We start from the raw sequence: 19,901 nt of genomic DNA, 5'->3' as shown, positions 1-19,901 counted from the left end.
AAAGCCGAGGTGACGTCCAATCTCCCCCTTGAGGGGGAGATGTCCGGCAGGACAGAGGGGGGTGCCTCGCGCCAATATCTCGCAATTATTTGCATTGCGGTGCGACCGAAAACGGGGCGCCGAAACGCCCCGTTTCGATTACGCCGTCGATCGCCGTTCAACCGTTGACCAGGGCCAGCAGCTCCTCGGTATAGCGCTTGCCGACCACCTTTTCCGGCGACAGCGCGTCGCCGATGGACGCCACTTCGGCCTGGCTCAGCACAATATCGGCTGCCGCCGTATTCTGCTCCAGATGGCGGATTTTTCGCGCGCCGGGGATCGGGACAATGAAGTCGCCCTGATGCAGCACCCAGGCGAGCGCCAGCTGCGCCGGCGTCACGCCCTTCTCGGCGGCCATCTTTTCCAGCACGGCGACGACCGCCGCATTGGCCGCCATGGCGTCGGCCTGGAAGCGCGGCAACCCGCGGCGCCAGTCGTCGGCGCCGAGAACATCGGGCTTGGCGATCGTGCCGGTGAGCAGGCCGCGGCCGAGCGGGCTATAGGGGACAAAGCCGATGCCGAGCTCGCGACAGACGGCAAACACCTCCTCCTCCGGATCGCGGCTCCACAGCGAATATTCGCTCTGCACCGCGGCGATCGGATGCACCGCATGCGCCCGGCGGATGGTCGCCGCACTCGCCTCCGACAGGCCGAGCGCCCGCACCTTGCCCTCGCGCACCAGCTCGGCCATGGCGCCGACCGTATCCTCGATCGGCACGTTGGGATCGACGCGGTGCTGGTAATAGAGGTCGATGACCTCCGTATCCAGCCGCTTCAACGACGCTTCGGCAACCGCCTTGACGTGTTCCGGGCGGCTGTCGACGCCGGCCATGCGCTCCATGCCGCTGCCTTCTTCCAGGATTTTGAAGCCGAATTTCGTCGCAATCGTCACCTTGTCACGCACCGGCTTCAGCGCCTTGCCAACCAGGATTTCGTTCTCGTAGGGGCCATAGACTTCGGCCGTGTCGAAGAAATTGACGCCGATGTCGACAGCGTGGCGCAGCGTGGCGATCGCGTCCGCCTCCGGCTGGCCACCATAGGCAAAGCTCATCCCCATGCAGCCGAGGCCGACCGGGTAGACGTCAAGTTCATTGCCGAGCTTGCGGGTTTGCATCACGTATCTCCTTGTTGTGATGGTTGTGATGCCGCAGAGATAGCGTCTTGCGCTGCGTTCGATAATCGGCTCTAATTTGCACAGGCTGTTCCAAAAAATAGATCAATGAAGCGAACCCATCTTTCACAGCTCGCTGTACTGGCTACGGTCGCCCAATGCGGCAGTTTTCGCGGCGCGGCCAAGGAACTGGCAATCGCGCCATCGGCGGTCAGCCACGCGGTTTCCAGCCTCGAAGCGCGCCTCGGCGTGCGCCTTCTGGCGCGCAGCACGCGCAGCGTCGCTCCGACCGAGGAGGGCGCGCAGCTGCTCGAGCGCCTCAGGCCGGCGCTGTCGGAGATCGACCTGGCGCTGGAATCGGCGATCGAGGCGCGCGACCGGCCGGCCGGCAATCTCAGGCTGACCGTGCCGCGCACCGCGGCCCACCTGACGCTGACGCCAAGGCTCGGCGCCTTTGCCGCTGCCTATCCCGACATCGTGCTGGAGATCGTCATCGAGGACCGCTTCACCGATGTGGTCGAGGGCGGCTTCGATGCCGGCGTGCGGCTGGGCGAGAGCCTGCAGCGCGACATGATCGCCGTGCGCATCGGGCCGGACCTTCGCGGCGCAGTCGTCGGCGCGCCATCCTATTTCGAGACCATGCCCAAGCCGCAGCATCCGCGCGATCTTGCCGGTCACCGCTGCATCCGCTTCCGCTTCTCCAGCGGCATTCTCTATCGCTGGGAATTCGAGAAGAACGGCGAGGAGATCGAAATCCCGGTGAAAGGGCCGCTGATCCTCGACGAGGACCATCTGATTGCCAACGCCGCGGTCGACGGCGCCGGGCTCGCCTTCGTGTTCGAGGACTATGTCCGCGACGCGCTCGCCGCCGGCAAGCTTGTTCGCGTGCTGGAGGACTGGTGCCCGCTTTTCGACGGCTTCTTCGTCTATTACCCAAGCCGCCGCCAGATGCGGCCGGCGCTCAGGGCCTTTGTCGATTTCTTCAAGGTCGGCGAGTAAGCCAACCCTCCCCATAAGGGAGAGGTGGAAGAAAGGCGACCTGGCATTCGTTCACCGACCATGTCAGCACTGCCCAAAAACCAGGCCACCGGCTACGGCTGGACGGCGATCATCCTTCACTGGCTGATCGCGGCGCTCTTTATCGGCCAGTTCGTGCTCGGCTTCGTCATGGTGCGACTGTCCAGCCAGCGCACCGCCTTCGAACTGATCCAGCTGCATAAATCCTTCGGCTTCCTGCTGCTTGGGCTGGTCATCCTGCGCATCGCCTGGCGCCTTGGCAGACCGGCCCCGCCGCTGCCGCGCTCGGTCGGCCCGTTCGAGCGCCGCATCGCGCCACTTGTCCATCTTGCGCTTTATGCGTTTCAGCTCGCTCTGCCGCTGTCCGGCTGGGCGCTGGTCTCGGTCTCGGTGCTGGAGATCCCGAGCGTGCCGTTCAATCTGTTTGTTATGCCCAATCTGCCGCTTGGCGAATCGGACGTGGCTGAAAGCTTCTGGGCAGCGACGCACTGGTATCTCGCCTATGCCGGCATCGGACTTGTCGCTTTGCATCTGGCCGCGGCGCTGCGTCATCATTTCTGGCTGAGGGATACCGTGCTGATGCGCATGATCACGGCTTCGTCACATCGCGACACGGAATAGAGCGGGCGGCTCATTCGTTCATGGGGCGAGGACGCAAGAAAGCGTTGCCTGCCAAGAGGACCATTTCCATGTACGCGCGCATCTTCGGATTTGCGGCAGCCGCCGCTTGTTTTGCTATGCCTGTTTTCGCCGCCGTCGCCCTTGGCGACGCGGCCGGCAGCTACACCATCAGCCCGGGGAGTTCCAGCATCCACTTCTCGATCGGCAAGCTCGGCGGCGGAGGGCTCGACGGTGCTTTCTCCCGCTTCAAGGGCAGTATCCTCATCGACAACAGCGATGTCGGCCGGTCCCAGGTCAATTTCACCATCTTCCCCGAAAGCGTCGGTACCGGCCAAAGTCGCATCGACGCCTTTCTTCGCTCGGACGCGGTTTTCGACGCGGCCAACAATCCGGAGATCCAGTTCCGTTCGACCAGCGTCAAACGCACCGGCGCCACGTCAGCCCTTGTCACCGGCCGGCTGACGGCGCGCGGCAAGACCTTTCAGGAAAAGTTCACGGCCGAGCTCGGCGGCCTCAGGGCGGGCACGATAAAATTCCATGTCACCGGCAAGGTGTTGCGGTCGCGCTACGGCATGGATGTCGGCACGCCGATTTACTCCAACGTCGTCGACTTCGACATGACGCTGACGGGTAGAAGGGGATAGTCTTTGCAGGACCTGGGTTCGTCGCCCCCGCAAGAGCAGCGCCGGCATCCGGAAAAGCCGCAGATGATCGCCCTGTTCGCCGCCAGGCTCCCGCATTGGCTTTTCTCCTGAATTAGGGCAAACCTCCAGGCCTGCAATCGAGAGGAGAAATCTGATGTTCCGATGGGGTGTTTTGTCGACGGCCAAGATCGGCCGCGAGCAGCTTTTGCCGGCAATCGTCGAGGCGGAGAACGGCGTGCTGTCGGCGATCGCCAGCCGCGATCTGTCGAAAGCCCGGGCACTGGGCGAACGCTTCGGCGCGCGCCACGCTTTCGGCTCCTATGAGGAGCTGCTCGCCTCCAGCGACATCGACGGCGTCTACATTCCGCTGCCGACCTCGCAGCATGTCGAATGGACGGCCAAGGCGATCGAGGCCGGCAAGCATGTTCTGGTCGAAAAGCCGCTGGCGCTCGATGCCAAGGATATTCCGCCGCTGATCAAGCTGCGCGATGCCAGGAAGGTGCTGGTCTGCGAAGCCTTCATGGTCGTCTACCATCCGCAATGGATCAAGGTGCGCGAGCTGATCGCCAACGGCGCCATCGGCCGGCTGCGCCATGTCCAGGGCGCGTTCTCCTATTACAATGTCGACCCCAACAACATGCGCAACAAGCTCGATCTCGGCGGCGGCGCGCTGCCCGACATCGGTGTCTACCCGACGGTGTCGACACGCTTTTCGACGGGCAAGGAGCCGCTGCGCGTCCAGGCGACGATCGAGCGCGACAAGACGTTCGGCACCGACATCTATTCCTCGATCCGCGCCGATTTCGGCGATTTCGAGCTGTCATTCTACCTGTCGACGCAGATGGCGGCACGCCAGGTGATGGTGTTCCACGGCGAGAAGGGATTCATCGAGGTGTTCTCACCGTTCAACGCCGGGCTCTATGACCATCACCGCGTCGAGCTGCACAACCAGAACCACAGCGAGGCGCAGGTATTCCGCTTTCCCGGCACGCAGCAATACCGGCTGGAAGTCGAGGCCTTCGCGCGGGCGGCACAGGGCGGCAAGGACCGCGTTTTCACCCTGGAAGAATCGGTGCTCAACCAGAAGGTCATCGATGCCATCTTCCGCGCCGGCGAGAAGGAAGGCTGGGAGACAGTCTAGGCCGGCCATGATCCCAAAAAATGAGGGACCGGTTTTTGGACGAGATCATGGCCAAATAGATGCCAAACGACGCGGATGTGATCATTGTCGGCGCCGGCCTTGCCGGTCTTGTCGCGGCGGCCGAACTGACTGAGGCCGGCAAGAAGACCATCATCGTCGAGCAGGAGCCGGAGCAGTCGCTTGGCGGCCAGGCGTTCTGGTCGCTCGGCGGCATCTTCCTTGTCGATTCGCCCGAACAGCGGCGCATGCGCATCCGCGATTCGTATGAGCTGGCGCTCGAGGATTGGCTGGGCACTGCAGCCTTCGACCGCACGGAAGATCTCTGGCCGCGCCGCTGGGCCGAGGCCTATCTCGGCTTCGCCGCCGGCGAGAAGCGCTCCTGGCTCATGCAGCGCGGCCTGAAATTCTTTCCGGTGGTCGGCTGGGCCGAACGCGGCGGCGGCAACGCCGTCGGCCACGGCAATTCGGTGCCGCGCTTCCATGTCACCTGGGGCACCGGGCCTGGTGTGCTCGAACCGTTCGTGCAGCGCGTGCGCGAGGCCGAGAAGCGCGGGCTGATCAGCTTCAGGTTCCGTCACCGGGTCAACGAATTGAGCCGGACGGGTGCTGCCGTCGACGGCGTGCGCGGCGACATATTGGCGGCGAGTGATGCCGAGCGCGGCCGCAAGAGCTCGCGCGAGATCACAGCCGATTTCGAGTTGAAGGCGCAGGCCGTCATCGTCGCCTCCGGCGGCATCGGCGCCAATCACCAGCTGGTCCGGGAGAATTGGCCGCAGCGGCTGGGTGCGCCGCCGAAACGCATGATCACCGGCGTTCCCGACCATGTCGACGGCCGCATGCTGGCGATCGCCGAGGCTGCCGGCGGCAGGCTCATCAACCGCGACCGCATGTGGCACTATGTTGAGGGCGTCAGGAACTGGGCACCGATCTGGACCGATCATGCGATCCGCATTCTGCCCGGCCCGTCATCGCTGTGGCTCGATGCGCGCGGCAAACGCCTGCCGGTGCCGCTCTATCCCGGCTTCGACACGTTGGCCACGCTCAGCCACATCATGAGCACCGGATACGACTATTCCTGGTTCATCCTGACCAAAAAGATCATCCAGAAGGAGGTCGCGCTGTCCGGCTCCGAGCAGAACCCCGATCTGACGGGGAAAAGCTGGCGCCAGGTGCTTGGCCGTGCCACCAGCGGCGTGCCCGCGCCGGTCAAGGCGTTCATGGAGAAGGGTGAGGATTTCATCGTCGAGCCCGAACTGCCGGCGCTGGTCGCCCGCATGAACGCACTGGCCGGAGGCGAGCCGCTGCTCGAACTGGCGCAGGTCGAGCGCGAAATCCGCGCCCGCGACCGGCAGCTCGACAATCCGTTCTCCAAGGACATGCAGATCACCGCGCTGCGCGGCGCGCGAGCCTATCTCGGAGACCGGCTGATCCGTACCGCAAGACCGCACAAGCTGCTCGATCCCGCCAATGGCCCGCTGATCGCCGTCAGGCTCGGCATCCTGACCCGCAAGACGCTCGGCGGGCTTGAGACGGACCTCGACAGCCGCGTGCTGGGCGCCGGCGGCCAACCGGTCGAAGGGCTGTACGCGGTGGGCGAGGCCGCCGGTTTCGGCGGCGGCGGCATGCACGGCTATGCAGCGCTCGAAGGCACGTTTCTCGGCGGCTGCATCTTTTCCGGCCGCAGTGCCGGACGAGCGGCGGCGCGAGCGGTGAGGTGAAACAAGGCCCGCCGGCAGTCGTTGCGCCAAGGGTGGCGGGGTCGCACCGATTGGCCAAACCGCCCTCTAAGCGAAGGGCTGCAAATTGACGTCTTGAAGCTTGGAACCGGCAAGCAAAGCCTCGAGCACCTGCTTCTTCAAAAACAGGCACTGCGCACGGGCAAGTTTCACGATGGCCGAAACGTCGCCTGCCTCGCAGGCAAGAACCAGTTCCTTTTGCTGGGCGATGATCAACTGGGTGAAGTCGCGCGACTTGAAGCCCAGGTGGAGAACCCGCGCCGACTGGTCGAGTATCTGGTCCAGTAGATGCGCCAGTCGTAAATTTCCCGAGAGCTCCGCCAGGGCCAGACGAAAAGCACGATCGGCCGCAAGGAAGGCAATGTGGCTGCGTAGCGTCTCCGGCTTCAGCACTTTTTTCGCTGCCAGCCTGATATCCTCCAGCCCGCGCTCGGTCATGTTCGATGCCGCCACCCTGAACACTTCCGGCTCGATCAAGCTGCGGACATCGAAGATCTCGTTGACGTCCCGCAGACTGAGCGTCGCAACGACGTAGCCGCGGCGCGGCTCGCTCCTGACCAGCCCTTCCTGCATCAGGCGGGCCAACGCCGCGCGGATGGTCGCCTTTTTGATCAGGTATCGATCGCCGATCTGTTTCTCGGTCAGCGCTTCGCCGGGGCGCAGCACGCAGGCAATGATGTCGTTCCTCAGCTGCTCATATGCCTGTTCCCTGCGAAGGACGTCGGCGGCTGACAGTGCTGTCGCCTCGACCGTGGCCGGTCTTGCCGGTTCGGCGGTCAACTTCGTCGTTTTCATATTCTATCCGTCTGGCTGTCCCGTTGACGCTGGCCTCAGCATTCGCTAGCGTGAGCACCTCAGATTGATAATCTGAGCATCTCAGGGAGGATAACTGATATGCCTTTAGCCGCCAACTCACCTCTCTACGCCGTTGCCGATGATATCGTCAATGCCGCGAGAGGCCCAGATCCCCTCGAAGCGGTAAGGACGGTCCTGGGCGACTACACGAACCGTTTTCACGCATCGGGAACACTCGCTCACGAAGAAGACGACGACGAGGTGCTTCTGCATGCGAGCCCTAACCTGACGATCTATCACATCACGCTGTCGCCCGGCCTGCAGTACCCGCCTCATAACCACCTGATGGATGCCTTGATCGGCATCTACAAGGGCAGCGAGACGAACTTCATCTATCCTGTTGCCGGCAGCGAACTCGATGTCCCGGAAAGGCAGGACATCGCAGCGCCTGCCGTGGTGCACATGGCCTCAAATACCGTGCATGCGGTTGCGAATACCGGCAGCGCGCGATCGGGTGCGCTGCATGTCTACCTCGGCGATCTCACACGAACCCACCGGCAGCTGTGGAGCCCGGAAAGCAACCAGGCCGAGCCGTTTGACAATGACCGCTACCTGGCCGGCGCACGGCCCATTCAGCAGTCCGGGCGCGAATGAGCGCAGAGGCGTCGCGGGCGGCGAAATTGGCCGTGATCAGCGAACCCGTCGGAATCGCGTCACACTTGTCACTCTCGCCAATCCGCTATCACCCCTATCCTATCTCACGACCCAACACGTCGCGCCGGTGCGGCGACAAACCAGCAAGGGAGATGCACAATGACGGCACATCAGAATGGCACAGGCGAGCAGGCGACGCGGCTCGCGATGAAGACACCACCGGTCGTTTCGCCTGACGCATGGGAGGCCGCGCGCCAGCAGCTGCTCGTGAAGGAGAAGACCATGACCCGGGCTCGCGACGCACTGGCCGCCGAGCGCCGGCGGATGCCATGGGTGGCGGTGGAGAAGTCCTATATGTTCGAAGGGCCTGACGGAAAGGTGAGCCTGCTCGACCTGTTCGAGGGCCGCCGCCAGCTGGTCGTCTACCGTGCCTTCTTCGAGCCCGGCGTATTTGGCTGGCCCGATCACGCCTGCCGCGGCTGTTCGCTGGGGGCGGATCAGGTCGGCAATCTCGCCCATTTGAACGCGCGCGACACCACGCTTGCCTACGCCTCGCGCGCACCGCAGGCCGACATTGCGCGGCTAAAGGCGCGGATGGACTGGAAGATGCCCTGGTACACCATCACCGACAGCTTCGATGCTGATTTCGGCGTTGACGAGTGGCACGGCCACAACGTGTTCATCCGCGACGGCGATCGCGTGTTCCGCACCTACTTCATCAACAACCGCGGCGACGAGGCGATGGGGACCGTATGGAGCTACCTCGACCTGACGCCGCTCGGCCGCCAGGAGGTTTGGGAGGATTCGCCCGAGGGCTATCCGCAGACGCCGACATACAAGTGGTGGAACTGGCACGACAATTACGGCGCCGAAGCCGTCCCCGACAAAAAATGGGTCGAGATATCGGACGCCGGAGAGGCCGCGTTCCGGAATCGCACCGAATAGAACATCTTTGGCGTCGCAGAAATGCGGCTAAGACAAATGGAGGAGCGGGATGCGCTGTTCATTCGAACGCATCCCGCTCACTACCAGGGACAACGGACATGAGCGAGATTCATGCAGGCGGATCCGGCGGCGATGCGAGCCCGGCCGCCCTTGGCGCAGCCGACTGGCTGTCCTTCGCCGCCGCGCCGACCTTCGCAACCATGGCGTTGTTGACACTGCTCGGCGGCGCGCCGGATATGATGTGCTCGACCGGGCAAGAGACCTCACCGCTGGGCGGCATGGTCCCGATGTACCTGCTGATGAGCGGCTTTCATTTGGGGCCTTGGCTGAGGCGGGTTTCCGGGCGGCGACGCAGCCGCAAGTAGAGCTATCCCGGCGGATAAAAGCCCGTCGGGGTGAGGAGGACATCCCTCACCAGATCCATTCGCCCTTCCCCAGAACCGTCACTGCATCGACAATCCGGGTAAAGCTCGAGCGGGCGCGGCCGACCGTGTGCCTGGCGCGCAAATAGCCATGCACCAGCCCCGGCTCCTCGAGCCACCAGGCACGTCCGCCCGCGGCAACGATGCGGTCGCGATAGGCTTCGCCGTCCGACGACAGCGGGTCGCATTCGGCGGTGATCACGACGGTGGGCGGCAGATTGGCAAAGTCGGCGTCGGCGAGCGGCGACAAGGTGAGATCGCCGGTGCGGTCCTCGCCCCCGGTCCTGATGTCCCTGTAGAAAACGAGGTCGCGCACGTTAAGCATCGGCGCTTCCGCGTGGGTGACGTAGGAGCCGGCGGAGCTGTCGCCGCCAAGGCCGGGATAGACCAGAATCTGGCCGATCGGCTTGCGCGCATGGCCGCGCGTCGCGTGGCTGACGGCGGCGGCGAGATTGCCGCCGGCGCTATCGCCGCACAGCAGGATAAGACGCTCGTAGGTGGTCGACGCCCATTCGAAGGCGCTGATGGCATCGTCGAAGGCGGCCGGATGAAGGTGTTCCGGCGCCAGCCGGTAGTCGACCGAAACCACTTCGTAGCCGGTGCGGCTGCAAAGCTCGGCGCAGAGGTCGTCATGGCTGTCGAGCCCGCCGAGGACAAAACCGCCGCCATGGAAATAAAGCACCATCGCCGCTGTTTCCGGCGCCGGGGGGCGGTAGACGCGGATCGGGATGTGCCAGGGTGTGGCAATGGCGGTGGTTTCCGCCGTGACGCCTTGGGGATAGCCGGCAAAGAACTCGCGGCACATCCGGTTATAGATCTCGCGCTGCTCGGCGATGGTGTAGTCGATCGTATCGGGTGGATAATAGGAATTGGTCCGCTCGATGAAGGCCCAGGTCTCGGCGTCGATGAGGGTTTTGTAGTTGGTCATGGGCGCCGAATGGGCCGCCAAGGTTGAGCTTGGACACCCCCCTCTGGCCTGCCGGCCATCTCCCCCGCAAGGGGGGAGATCGGCAGCTTTGGCCTTGCCGCTTGTCCTGCAACGCTGGAAATTGGCGAAATCCGATGCGACATCCGATCTCCCCACTTGCGGGGGAGATGCCCGGCAGGGCAGAGGGGGGTGTGAAGGATCGCCATCATCTCCGCAGCGTCACTTCCCCTTCCACACCGGGTCGCGCTTCTCGGCGAAGGCGCGAAAACCCTCGAGATTGTCCTCCGAGCCGTAGAGTGCGTCAACCGTTGGCAGCTGCCGGCGCGTCACCCGGTTCATCGCGTCCTGGAACGTCAGCGATTCAGCGACCCGAGCCGTCTCCTTGATCGCGGCGAAGACCAGCGGCGGGCCGCTGGCGAGCAGCCGCGCGATCTCCCAGACGTGGTCCTCCAGTCTTTCCTTGGGCAGCACCTCGTTGACCAGGCCCCAGCGATGCGCCTCGGCGACATCCATCCAGCGGCCGGTGAGCAGAAGGTCCATTGCGACATGATAAGGGATGCGCTTCGGCAGCTTGATCGTCGCCGCATCGGCCAGCGTGCCGGCGCGGATTTCGGGCAGCGCGAAGGAGGAGTGGTCCGACGCATAGATGAGGTCGCAGGACAGCGCCAGCTCGAAGCCGCCGCCGACCGCCATGCCGTTGACGCAGGCTATCACCGGCTTGTTGAGGTCGCGCAGTTCCTGCAGCCCGCCGAAGCCGCCGACGCCATAGTCGCCGTCGACCGCGTCGCCGCCGGCCGCGGCCTTCAGGTCCCAGCCGGCGCAGAAGAACTTGTCGCCGGCGGTCTTGACGATGGCGACGCGCAGCTCGGGATCGTCGCGGAACGCCTTGAACGTCTCGCCCATCAGCCGCGACGTCTTCAGGTCGATGGCGTTGGCCTTGGGCCGGTCGAGCGTGACTTCGAGGATCGTGCCCTCGCGGCGGGTGGTGATGATTTCAGCCATTCTTCTTGCCTCCCAGCACCAGCAGCGCATCGGCGATCCAGGCGCCCTTGCCCTCGGCGCAGACGATCAGCGGATTGATGTCGAGTTCCTCGATCTCGCCGGCATTTTGCTGCACGAAGCCGGCAATGCCCGATATCGCCTGTATTGCCGCCGTGACATCGGCCTTCGGCCGGCCGCGATAGCCGTCGAGCAGCGGGAACAGTTTCAGCCCGCGCAAAGCGGCCTCGATGTCGTCACGGGTCGCCGGCAGCATCAGCGTGACGCTGTCGCGCAACAGCTCGACCAGCACGCCGCCGGTGCCGAGCGTCATCACCGCGCCGAACATCGGGTCGCGGGTGAAGCCGACCAGCAGCTCGGCGACGCCATCGCGCACCATGCGCTCGACATAAAGGCCGGTGCCGAGCGGGCCGAGATCATGGGCGGCGGTGCTGACGGATTCGGCATCCCTCAAATTGAGCCGGACCGCGTCGAGCTCGGATTTGTGGATGACGCCAAGAGCCTTCAGCGCTACCGGGAAGCCGAGCGCCATCGAGGAGATCACAGCCTCGACCGCGTTGCCGGCGCGCTCGCCCTTCGGCACCGGGAGCCCGGCCTCGATGAGCCGCGCTTTCGCCTCCGCCTCGTCCGGGGTGATATGGTCGCCGGCCGGCGCGCCAGACGCCGAGGTGTCGATCGGCTGCGCCAGCGGCTCGCGCCACGCCCAGCCGATGAAGGCTGCCGCCTGGGCGGCGTCCATGGCCTCGGAAATGCCGAACAGCGGCACCATGCCCCGCGCCATCAGCCCTGCAGTGTATTCCTCGGGCAGGTTCTCCGGCAGCGAGGAGACGATCGCGCCTTGCGCGCTGTTGGTCTTCAGCGCCGCTTCGAAGGCGCGCAGCGTCGCCCACCAGTCGGTGTCGGAGCAGCGGTCGGGGCGCGGAAAGTCGAGCACCAGCATGTTGAGGTCGAAGCCGCCAGACACCATGGCGGTGAAGGTGGCGGTCATCGCCGGCTCGTTGTTCCAGATGAAGGTATGGTAGTCGAGCGGGTTGGCCACCGCGACCAGCGGGCCGAGCGTCGATTTGACCTGAATGCGATGCTCGGCGGTGAGAGGCGGAAAGGTCACCCAGCGGCCTTCGGCGCTGTCGGCCATGACGGACGCCTCGCCGCCCGAACAGCTCATCGACGACAGCCGGTAGCCGGGCAGGGGACCGGTGACGTGCAGCAGCTTCAGCGCCTCGATGAAGGCCGGGATCGAATCGATGCGGGCGATGCCGAGCCGCTTCAGGAACGCGCCGGACGCTGCGTCCGAGCCGGCCAGCGACGCGGTATGCGAGACGGTCGCCTGCCGCGCCTGCTCGGAGCGGCCGACCTTCATGGCGATAACAGGCTTCTTCAGCTCTCGTGCCCGTGCCGCCAGCCTTTCGAAGCCGGCTACCGAGTCGAAGGCCTCGATATGCAGGCCGAGCGCGGTGACGCGGTCGTCCTCGATCAGGCCGAGCGCCATTTCGGAAAGCCCGGTCTGCGCCTGGTTGCCGGCGGTCATCAGAAAGGCGATCGGCAGGCCGCGCTTCTGCATCGTCATGTTGATGGCGATGTTCGACGACTGGGTGATGATGGCAACGCCGCGACCGCCTTCAGGCAGCCTGATGCCGCCATGCTGGTCGGGCCACAAAAGCGCGCCGTCGGCGTAATTGATCAGCCCATAGCAGTTCGGCCCGATGATCGGCATGGGACCCGCCGCCGCGACCAGCTCGGCCTGCAGCCGCTCGCCGTCCTCGTCATAGGCCTCGGTTTCGAGGAAGCCGGCGGCGAAGCAGACCGCACCGCCGGCGCCGCGCTCGGCCAGCGCCTTGACCACTTCGATGGTCAAGTGCCGGTTGACGCCGATGAAAGCGGCATCCGGCGCACCGGGCAATTCGGCCACCGAGCGATACGCCTTGCGGCCGGCGACCTCGTCCTTGCTCGGATGCACGGGCCAGATCTCGCCGGCAAAGCCCATCTTGATCGACTGCGCGACGACGGCAGCAGCCTGCACGCCACCGAAGACTGCGATCGTTCGTGGGCGCAAAAGCCGCTCAAGTTTGTGCATCGTCATCTTTTCGTTTGAGCATGATCTTTTCCAAAAACCGGATTCCACTTTTTGGGATCATGCTCTAGCCCCCGAACGGGCGCAGCAGCGCCCGCGAGATGATGTGGCGCTGGATTTCCGAGGTGCCTTCCCAGATGCGCTCGACGCGGGCGTCGCGCCAGATGCGTTCCAGCGGCAGATCGTCCATCAGCCCCATGCCGCCATGGATCTGGATCGCCTCGTCGGCGACGAAGGCGAGCATCTCGGTGGCCTTCAGCTTGGCCATGGCCATGTCCTGGTCGGTAACGGTGCCCTGATCGTACTTCCAGCCGGCTTCGAACACCATCAGGTCGGCGGCCTTCAGCTCGGTCGCCATGTCGGCGAGCTTGAACGACACGCCCTGGAACTTGCCGATCGGCTGGCCGAATTGCTGGCGCTGCGCGGCGTATTCGATGGCGTGGCCAAGCGCCCGTTCGGCGCGGCCGAGGCAGGTGGCGCCGACCTGCAGGCGCGTCGCGCCAAGCCATGAATTGGCGACGTCGAAGCCCTTGTGCACCTCGCCCAGAACCTGAGTGGCCGGCAGACGGCAATCGTCGAATTCGAGGATGGCATTGGTGTAGCCGCGATGCGAGACGTTGCGGTAGCCGTCGCGCACGGTAAAGCCCTTGGTGCCCTTGTCGACGAAGAAGGCGGTGATCTTCTTGCGTTTTCCACGCGAAGACTCTTCCTCCCCCGAGGCCATGAAGACGATGGCGAAATCGGCGAGGTCGGCGTGGCTTATGAAATGCTTGGTGCCGTTCAGCACCCAGTCGTCGCCGTCCTGCACGGCGGTTGCCTTCATGCCGCGCAAATCGGAGCCGGCGCCCGGCTCGGTCATTGCCAGGCAATCCCATTTTTCGCCGCGAATGCACGGGAACAGATACTTCTCGCGCTGCTCCGGCGTGCCGGCAAGGAGGATGTTGGAAGGCCGCGCCACGCAGGTCCAGTGCAGCGCGTAATTGGCGCGGCCGAGCTCCTTTTCATAGAGCAGCCAGGTCACCGTATCGAGCCCGGCGCCGCCGACATCGGCCGGCATGTTGGCGGCATAGAGACCAGCTTCGATCGCCTTGGCCTTGATCTCCTCGATCAGCTCACGGCGCAGCACGCCGGTGCGCTCCACTTCGCGCTCATGCGGGTAGAGCTCGTTCTCGACGAAGGCCCGCGTCGTCTCGACGATGAGCTTCTGTTCCTCCGAAAGACCAAAATCCATGGTCTCAGCCTTTCTTCTTTTTCTTCGGCTTTTCAGCCTTGGCCTTCTCGGCAGCCTTGGAGGCGGTGGGCTTCTTCGCCGCAAGCTTGGCCAGCTGCCTGGTATAGTCCTTATGCAGGGCGCCGGCGCCCCAGCCTTTGCCTTTGTTCTGCTTCGACAGTGCCTCCATGATCGCGACCAGATTGTCGTCGCGGATCTTTTCGAGTTCGCGGATCGACAGACCGTGCGCCTGGTCGTCCGACTGGGTCGCGATCAGCTCGACCAATTCGTCGTTGAACTCCGGCACATCCATCAGCTTGGTCCATGGCCATTTCAGGCACGGGCCGAACTGCGCCATGAAGTGGCGCATGCCGGCCTCGCCGCCGGCGACACGATAGACCTGGAACATGCCCATCTGCGCCCAGCGCAGGCCGAAGCCATAGCGCATGATGTCGTCAAGCTCCTCGACCGTGCAGATGCCGTCCTTGACCAGCCACAGCGCCTCGCGCCAGGCCGCTTCGAGCAGGCGGTCGCCGACAAAGGCTTCGATCTCCTTGCGGATCACCACCGGCTTCATGCCGATCGAGGCATACATCTCCTTGGCGACTTCGATCGCCTCGGGAAAGGTCTGTTCGCCGCCGACGATTTCGACCAGTGGCAAGAGATAGACGGGGTTGAACGGATGGCCGACCACCAACCGCTCCGGATGCTTCTTCATCGCCACCTGCATGTCGGTCGGCTTGATGCCGGAGGTGGAGGAGCCGACAATGGCGTTGGCCGGCGCATAAAGGTCGATCTCGGCCAGCACGCGGTGCTTGAGGTCGAGCCGCTCCGGCACGCTTTCCTGGATGAAGTCGGCATCGGCGACCGCCTCGGCGATCGTCTTGGCGAAAGTGAGCTTGCCCTCTTTCGGCAGGCCGCCGGGCAGCATCTGCTTGTAGGCGCGTCGCGCTCCCTTCATCACCTCGCCGACCTTGCGTGACGCCTCGGGGTCGGGATCGAAGATCGACACGTCGATGCCGTTGAGCAGCAGCCGCGCGACCCAGCCGGCGCCGATGACGCCGCCGCCGATGGCTGCCGCCTTGTTGATGATGCTCATGCGGAGGCTCCGGTTCTTGTGCTGGCTGTTGCGGGGTCGGTGAGGGCGACACGCTCGCCGGCACGGATCACGGACGCGTCATAGGCCTTGCGCGCGAACACTTCGAGCACGAAGGGCCGGAAGAAATCGATCGGCAATGTCTCGTAATCCGGGTCGAAGCTCGACTGGTCCCAGCGCTCGCAAAACTCATCGCAATCGTCGAAGTAGATGTGCCCGGCGAAACGGTCGCGGGCGTGCGGGTTGCCGCCGAGGTGATGTGCGTAATAGAGGCGCTGGAAGTCGCCGTGCTTTTCCACCACCCAGGTGCATTGCTCGCGTACAAAGGGCTTCAGGATCGACGCCGCATACTCGTCGTGATTATAGGGCGCGTAGATGTCGCCGATGTCGTGCAGCAAGGCGCAGGCAATCCAGTCGGTGTCGGCGCCGTCGCGCCAGGCCCGCGTCGCCGCCTGCAGCGAATGGCCGAGCCGGGTGATCTTGTAGCCCGACAGCCCTTCGTCGAGCTGGACAAGCGCGTCGAGCAGACGCTCGCCGGTCTTTGCCGCATGGTCGATTTCATGCTCGGTGAGGAAGGCATAATCCTCGCGGTCGCCGTCCTTCATGGCGGTGAACTTCACGGTCTTCATCGGCGGCTCCTCCCAACCGGGTTCTTCCCGCCCTTGCTCAAAGCGGTGCGCGCTTCGTCAGGTTCAGCTTCTTTCGCACCTCATCCGGGCCGATGACCCTTGCGCCCATGTTCGACACGATGCTGACCGCCCGCTCGACCAACTGCGCATTGGTCGCCAGCACACCCTTGTCGAGCCAGAGATTATCCTCGAGCCCGACACGGACATTGCCGCCGGCCAGCACCGCGGCAGCGGCATAGGCCATCTGGTTGCGGCCGATGGAAAAGGCCGACCAGGTCCAGCTCGACGGCACGTTGTTGACCATCGCCATGAAGGTGTTGAGATCATCTGGCGCCCCCCACGGCACGCCCATGCACAATTGCACGAGAGCATCCGGATCCAGCACCTTTTCCTCGACCAGCTGCTTGGCAAACCACAGATGCCCGGTGTCGAAGGCCTCGATCTCCGGCTTGACGCCGAGCGCCGTCATCATGCCGCCCATGGCGCGCAGCATGCCGGGCGTGTTGGTCATGACATAGTCGGCTTCGGCGAAATTCATGGTGCCGCAGTCGAGCGTACAGATTTCCGGCAAGCACTGGCGAACATGTTCCACGCGGTTGGTCGCACCGCCCATATCCGTGCCTTTTTCGTTCAGCGGCAGGGGGGTTTCCGGCGGGCCGAATACCATGTCGCCGCCCATGCCGGCGGTCAGGTTCAAAACGACATCAACGTTTGCCGCGCGGATGCGCTCGGTTACCTCGCGGTAGAGATGCACGTCGCGCCTAGGCTTGCCGGTCTCGGGATCGCGCACATGGCAGTGCACGATCGCAGCCCCTGCCTTTGCCGCCTCGATGGCCGAATCGGCGATCTGCTTGGGCGAGCGCGGCACGTGCGGGCTGCGGTCCTGCGAACTGCCGGACCCGGTCACGGCACAGGTAATGAAGACCTCACGGTTCATCGCTAACGGCATCGGACTCTCTCCCAATAGAACATAGGGCAAGAATGCCTGACTTGCCGGAAACTGTTTTGCGTTTTACGAAGATCATGTGACCAAAACCGAAAAACCGACGATCTTTCGTGCCGAACGTTTGCCGCTCAAGGTGACGCTGCTGGTATTCTCCGGCTCGTCGATCATGTGTGTTGCGTCGGCTGTCGATCCGTTGCGCGCCGCCAACCGTATTGCCGGTGAGACCCTGTTCGATTTCAGGCTGGTCTCGGTCACAGGCGAGGCGCCGGTCACCACATGCGGCCTGCCGGTGGCGGTCAGCGGCCGCTTCGATGCGGCTGACACAACCGACATGCTGGTCGTCGTCGCCGGCTTCGGCACGCAGAACTACGCCACTTCAGCCTTGCTTTCCGGACTGCGCCGGGCGGCGCGCGCGGCACGCGCCTGCGGCGGCGTCGAGGCCGGCACCTGGCTGGTGGCGCGCGCGGGCTTGCTGGAGGGGCGCAGCGCCACCACCCACTGGGAGGATATGGAGGATTTTTCTTCGGCCTTCCCCGGCGTCGACGTGCGCCCCGACCGCTACGTCATCGACGGTCCCGTATTCACCTCTGGCGGCGCCTCGCCGACCTTCGACCTGATGCTGCATCTGATCCGCACGCGGCTCGGCATGGCCGTGGCGCTCGATGTCGCGAGCGTCTTCATCTACGACCAGGCGCGCGCCGCGACGGACGCGCAGCCGCTGGTCTCGCTCGGCCGTCTTGACGGCTACGATCCCAGGCTGGCGCAAGCCATCCGGCTGATGGAAGCGCATGTCGACCAGCCCCTGACTGTCGCCGCCGTGGCCAAGCGCGCCGGGGTGACGGCGCGGACGCTGGAAAGTATCTTTCGCAAGTCGATCGGCGAAACGCCGGGCGCCTATTATCTCAGGCTGCGCCTCGGCGCCGCGCGCCGGCTGGTGGTCGATACGCGCATCGCCATGGCGGACATTGCCGGGCGAACGGGCTTTTCGTCCGCCGCGGCATTTTCCAGAGCGTTTTCAAGAGCGTTCGGCGAAGCGCCGGTCAGGCTGCGCCTGAGATAGTGGGGATCAGGCAGCGTCTTGGCGGACGCTGTTGCCGTCGATCTGCGAGCGCATCTGTCTCGCCAGATGGGTCTCGAAGCGGCTGGCGACCGCGCGATCCCATTCGTTTGCACTCAGCGCACCATGCTTGGGGTGCGGCAGCGCCATCAGCCGGTCGATGATCGATCCGGCCTCGCCAGATGAGAGCAGGGCGTCGATTTCGCGTTCGTGCTGCATATCGTTTCGCCTCCTTCTTTCTGATTCCCGCCACGAACCACACTATAGGAACTCCGTGACGGCTGTTTGAAGGCAAGAGCGAGACGATTGATGGGCGATGCCGGGCAAAGTTTTGTCCGCCGCCGCCCATCTTGGGCACGATCTTTCCGACAGATCAGGCGGTGCGTCAGCCGAGCCGCATGGACAGTTCGACATCCTCGCCGAACGGCGTGGACATGTAGCCACTCCCAGTCGAGCGCACCCGCTCGAGGTATTCGAGGCAAAGATCGGCATTGTCGGCAACGACCAAGGCGCCCGGCCTGAGGCGACTTTCAACTAGGGTCAAGACCTCGGGATAGAGCGCTTTGGCGCCGTCGAGCAGCAGCAGGTCGACGGCTTCGGGAAGATCGACGCTTAATGTTTGCAGCGCGTCTCCTTCTCGGATTTCCACCATGTCGATGAGACCGCCTGCTGTCAGATTGCTCCTCGCGCGCACCACCTTGGATGGCTCGAACTCGCTGGTGATCAGGCGGCCGCCGCCATTGTCCCGCAAGGCTGCGGCAAGGTGCAGGGTCGAGATGCCGAACGAGGTTCCAAATTCGACGATCGTCCGGGCGCCGCTGCTCCGTGCCAGCATGTAGAGCAGCGTGCCGGTCTCTCGCGAAACGGGAAGCCAGAGATCCTTTAGCCGCCCGTAGAAATCGAGGTATTCGGTCTTGCTCCGAATGAAGCGGCTCCGCTCCTCGGCGGAGAGCTCCGCCACGGCAGGGCTCGTTGCCGCAGCGGCTTCCTCGAACAGGCGGTCCAGCAGGGGCGCCAGCGGCGTTGTCGTCAGTGTGGTCATATTGGTCTCCAGTCAAAATTGAATGCGTTCTTGTGCGGCATTCAAAATACGACTAATCATTCGCATTCACTAATCGCATTGGCGCGCCTCTCAATGAGCGATCACCGAAGTCCGCGGATTTCCTCGCGAAAACAGCCCAAGCAGGCCCGCTCGGCGGAGCTCGTTGCTGCGATTTTGGAGGCTGCTGTTCAGGTTTTGGCGAGGGAAGGCGCGCAGCGCTTCACCACGGCGCGGGTGGCCGAGAAGGCCGGTGTCAGCGTCGGATCGCTGTATCAGTATTTTCCGAACAAGGCGGCGATCCTGTTCCGGCTCCAGAGTGACGAATGGCGGCAGACGACCGATTTGCTGCGCGACATCCTCGAGGATATCAGGAAACCGCCGCTTGAAAGGCTGCGCGGCCTAGTCCACGCCTTCCTCCGCTCGGAGTGTGACGAGGCCGCGGTGCGTGTGGCGCTCGACGACGCCGCACCGCTTTACCGCGACGCGCCTGAGGCGCGGGCGGCAAGGGCGTCCGGAGACCGCACCATCCAGCTCTTCATGCAGGAGGCGTTGCCCAACGCCGCGCAAGCGACGCGCGAATTGGCCGGCGACCTCGTCATGACGGCGCTGAGCACGGTGGGGAAGCAGTTCTCGGAGGCGCCCCGAACCCCGGCGGAGATCGAAGCCTACGCCGACGCCATGGCCGACATGTTCTGCGCCTACCTAAGAGGCCTCGATCACGGCTAGGGCAAATGCCAGGCCCGGTCAGCAAGCAGACCGAAAGTTTCGCAGGGGGCAAACCTTGTCGGTTTCAGCCCC

Annotated in this window: 21 protein-coding genes; 10 read left to right on the top strand and 11 right to left on the bottom strand. The window is 64.3% G+C overall.

Features of this window, described 5'->3' with window-relative positions; translation table 11 throughout:
* Positions 1-157: 157 nt before the first annotated feature.
* A complete protein-coding gene (locus tag NKH29_RS05860; RefSeq protein WP_023718302.1) occupies positions 158-1,153 on the bottom strand; it encodes an aldo/keto reductase in 996 nt (331 codons plus the stop codon).
* A gap of 105 nt (positions 1,154-1,258) precedes the next feature.
* Here NKH29_RS05860 and NKH29_RS05855 point away from each other — a divergent pair, with 105 nt between their 5' ends.
* The 5 genes from NKH29_RS05855 (at position 1,259) to NKH29_RS05835 (ending at position 6,291) form a co-directional block, all read left to right on the top strand.
* Complete coding sequence (locus tag NKH29_RS05855) at positions 1,259-2,149, top strand: LysR family transcriptional regulator (RefSeq protein ID WP_352484687.1); 891 nt, start codon at positions 1,259-1,261, stop codon at positions 2,147-2,149.
* Positions 2,150-2,209: 60 nt separating this feature from the next.
* On the top strand, positions 2,210-2,788 hold the full coding sequence (locus NKH29_RS05850; RefSeq protein ID WP_352484688.1) for a cytochrome b: 579 nt from the start codon (positions 2,210-2,212) through the stop codon (positions 2,786-2,788).
* Between the two features lie 68 nt (positions 2,789-2,856).
* Positions 2,857-3,432 (top strand): YceI family protein, encoded by a 576-nt coding sequence (locus tag NKH29_RS05845; RefSeq protein ID WP_352484690.1) that lies wholly within the window; start codon positions 2,857-2,859, stop codon positions 3,430-3,432.
* Positions 3,433-3,586: 154 nt separating this feature from the next.
* Complete coding sequence (locus tag NKH29_RS05840) at positions 3,587-4,573, top strand: Gfo/Idh/MocA family protein (RefSeq protein ID WP_352484691.1); 987 nt, start codon at positions 3,587-3,589, stop codon at positions 4,571-4,573.
* A gap of 59 nt (positions 4,574-4,632) precedes the next feature.
* Positions 4,633-6,291 (top strand): FAD-binding dehydrogenase, encoded by a 1,659-nt coding sequence (locus tag NKH29_RS05835; RefSeq protein ID WP_352591858.1) that lies wholly within the window; start codon positions 4,633-4,635, stop codon positions 6,289-6,291.
* A 66-nt stretch (positions 6,292-6,357) separates the two neighbouring features.
* Here NKH29_RS05835 and NKH29_RS05830 read toward each other — a convergent pair whose 3' ends face one another.
* Positions 6,358-7,104 (bottom strand): GntR family transcriptional regulator, encoded by a 747-nt coding sequence (locus tag NKH29_RS05830; protein WP_352591855.1) that lies wholly within the window; start codon positions 7,102-7,104, stop codon positions 6,358-6,360.
* A gap of 99 nt (positions 7,105-7,203) precedes the next feature.
* Here NKH29_RS05830 and NKH29_RS05825 point away from each other — a divergent pair, with 99 nt between their 5' ends.
* The 3 genes from NKH29_RS05825 to NKH29_RS05815 all read left to right on the top strand — a co-directional run bounded on the left by NKH29_RS05825 (position 7,204) and on the right by NKH29_RS05815 (position 9,068).
* Positions 7,204-7,758: an autotransporter gene (locus tag NKH29_RS05825; protein ID WP_023718309.1), complete on the top strand. Its 555-nt coding sequence runs from the start codon at positions 7,204-7,206 to the stop codon at positions 7,756-7,758.
* A gap of 159 nt (positions 7,759-7,917) precedes the next feature.
* Positions 7,918-8,703 (top strand): DUF899 domain-containing protein, encoded by a 786-nt coding sequence (locus NKH29_RS05820; protein ID WP_352484694.1) that lies wholly within the window; start codon positions 7,918-7,920, stop codon positions 8,701-8,703.
* Between the two features lie 98 nt (positions 8,704-8,801).
* Positions 8,802-9,068: a hypothetical protein gene (locus NKH29_RS05815; RefSeq protein ID WP_352484696.1), complete on the top strand. Its 267-nt coding sequence runs from the start codon at positions 8,802-8,804 to the stop codon at positions 9,066-9,068.
* Between the two features lie 46 nt (positions 9,069-9,114).
* Here NKH29_RS05815 and NKH29_RS05810 read toward each other — a convergent pair whose 3' ends face one another.
* From NKH29_RS05810 to bcoG, 7 genes are all read right to left on the bottom strand, one after another.
* Positions 9,115-10,053, bottom strand: a complete 939-nt coding sequence (locus NKH29_RS05810; protein WP_352484698.1) for an alpha/beta hydrolase — start codon at positions 10,051-10,053, stop codon at positions 9,115-9,117.
* Positions 10,054-10,272: 219 nt separating this feature from the next.
* On the bottom strand, positions 10,273-11,055 hold the full coding sequence (locus NKH29_RS05805; protein WP_352484699.1) for a carnitinyl-CoA dehydratase: 783 nt from the start codon (positions 11,053-11,055) through the stop codon (positions 10,273-10,275).
* A complete protein-coding gene (locus NKH29_RS05800) occupies positions 11,048-13,126 on the bottom strand; it encodes an acetate--CoA ligase family protein (RefSeq protein WP_352716574.1) in 2,079 nt (692 codons plus the stop codon). Before NKH29_RS05800 ends, NKH29_RS05805 begins: the two co-directional genes overlap by 8 nt.
* 64 nt (positions 13,127-13,190) lie before the next feature.
* On the bottom strand, positions 13,191-14,354 hold the full coding sequence (locus NKH29_RS05795; protein WP_023718315.1) for an acyl-CoA dehydrogenase family protein: 1,164 nt from the start codon (positions 14,352-14,354) through the stop codon (positions 13,191-13,193).
* Positions 14,355-14,358: 4 nt separating this feature from the next.
* Positions 14,359-15,432, bottom strand: coding sequence for a carnitine 3-dehydrogenase (locus NKH29_RS05790; RefSeq protein ID WP_352716482.1), 1,074 nt, complete (start codon positions 15,430-15,432; stop codon positions 14,359-14,361).
* Entirely contained in the window at positions 15,429-16,058 is a 630-nt protein-coding gene (locus NKH29_RS05785) for an HD domain-containing protein (protein ID WP_352484703.1), read from the bottom strand. The genes NKH29_RS05790 and NKH29_RS05785 overlap by 4 nt, the downstream gene beginning before the upstream one ends.
* Before the next feature lie 37 nt (positions 16,059-16,095).
* Positions 16,096-17,007, bottom strand: coding sequence for a 3-dehydrocarnitine:acetyl-CoA trimethylamine transferase BcoG (bcoG, locus tag NKH29_RS05780; protein WP_352716478.1), 912 nt, complete (start codon positions 17,005-17,007; stop codon positions 16,096-16,098).
* A gap of 76 nt (positions 17,008-17,083) precedes the next feature.
* On the opposite strand from bcoG, the gene NKH29_RS05775 reads away from it, so the two are divergent.
* Positions 17,084-18,064 carry a GlxA family transcriptional regulator gene (locus NKH29_RS05775; RefSeq protein WP_352591840.1) on the top strand — a complete coding sequence of 327 codons (981 nt, stop codon included), beginning with the start codon at positions 17,084-17,086 and terminating at the stop codon, positions 18,062-18,064.
* A 6-nt stretch (positions 18,065-18,070) separates the two neighbouring features.
* On the opposite strand, the gene NKH29_RS05770 is transcribed toward NKH29_RS05775, so the two are convergent.
* Together NKH29_RS05770 and NKH29_RS05765 are read right to left on the bottom strand one after the other, a co-directional pair.
* Positions 18,071-18,280 (bottom strand): hypothetical protein, encoded by a 210-nt coding sequence (locus NKH29_RS05770; protein WP_023718320.1) that lies wholly within the window; start codon positions 18,278-18,280, stop codon positions 18,071-18,073.
* Between the two features lie 166 nt (positions 18,281-18,446).
* Entirely contained in the window at positions 18,447-19,103 is a 657-nt protein-coding gene (locus NKH29_RS05765; protein WP_352817104.1) for an O-methyltransferase, read from the bottom strand.
* A gap of 93 nt (positions 19,104-19,196) precedes the next feature.
* Here NKH29_RS05765 and NKH29_RS05760 point away from each other — a divergent pair, with 93 nt between their 5' ends.
* Complete coding sequence (locus NKH29_RS05760; RefSeq protein ID WP_023718322.1) at positions 19,197-19,829, top strand: TetR/AcrR family transcriptional regulator; 633 nt, start codon at positions 19,197-19,199, stop codon at positions 19,827-19,829.
* The last annotated feature ends 72 nt before the right edge of the window (positions 19,830-19,901 follow it).

Source organism: Mesorhizobium sp. M1295 (assembly GCF_040318135.1).
GTDB lineage: Bacteria > Pseudomonadota > Alphaproteobacteria > Rhizobiales > Rhizobiaceae > Mesorhizobium.
The sequence above is the reverse complement of the archived record's forward strand: the minus strand, read 5'-3'. Positions and strand labels throughout refer to the sequence as shown.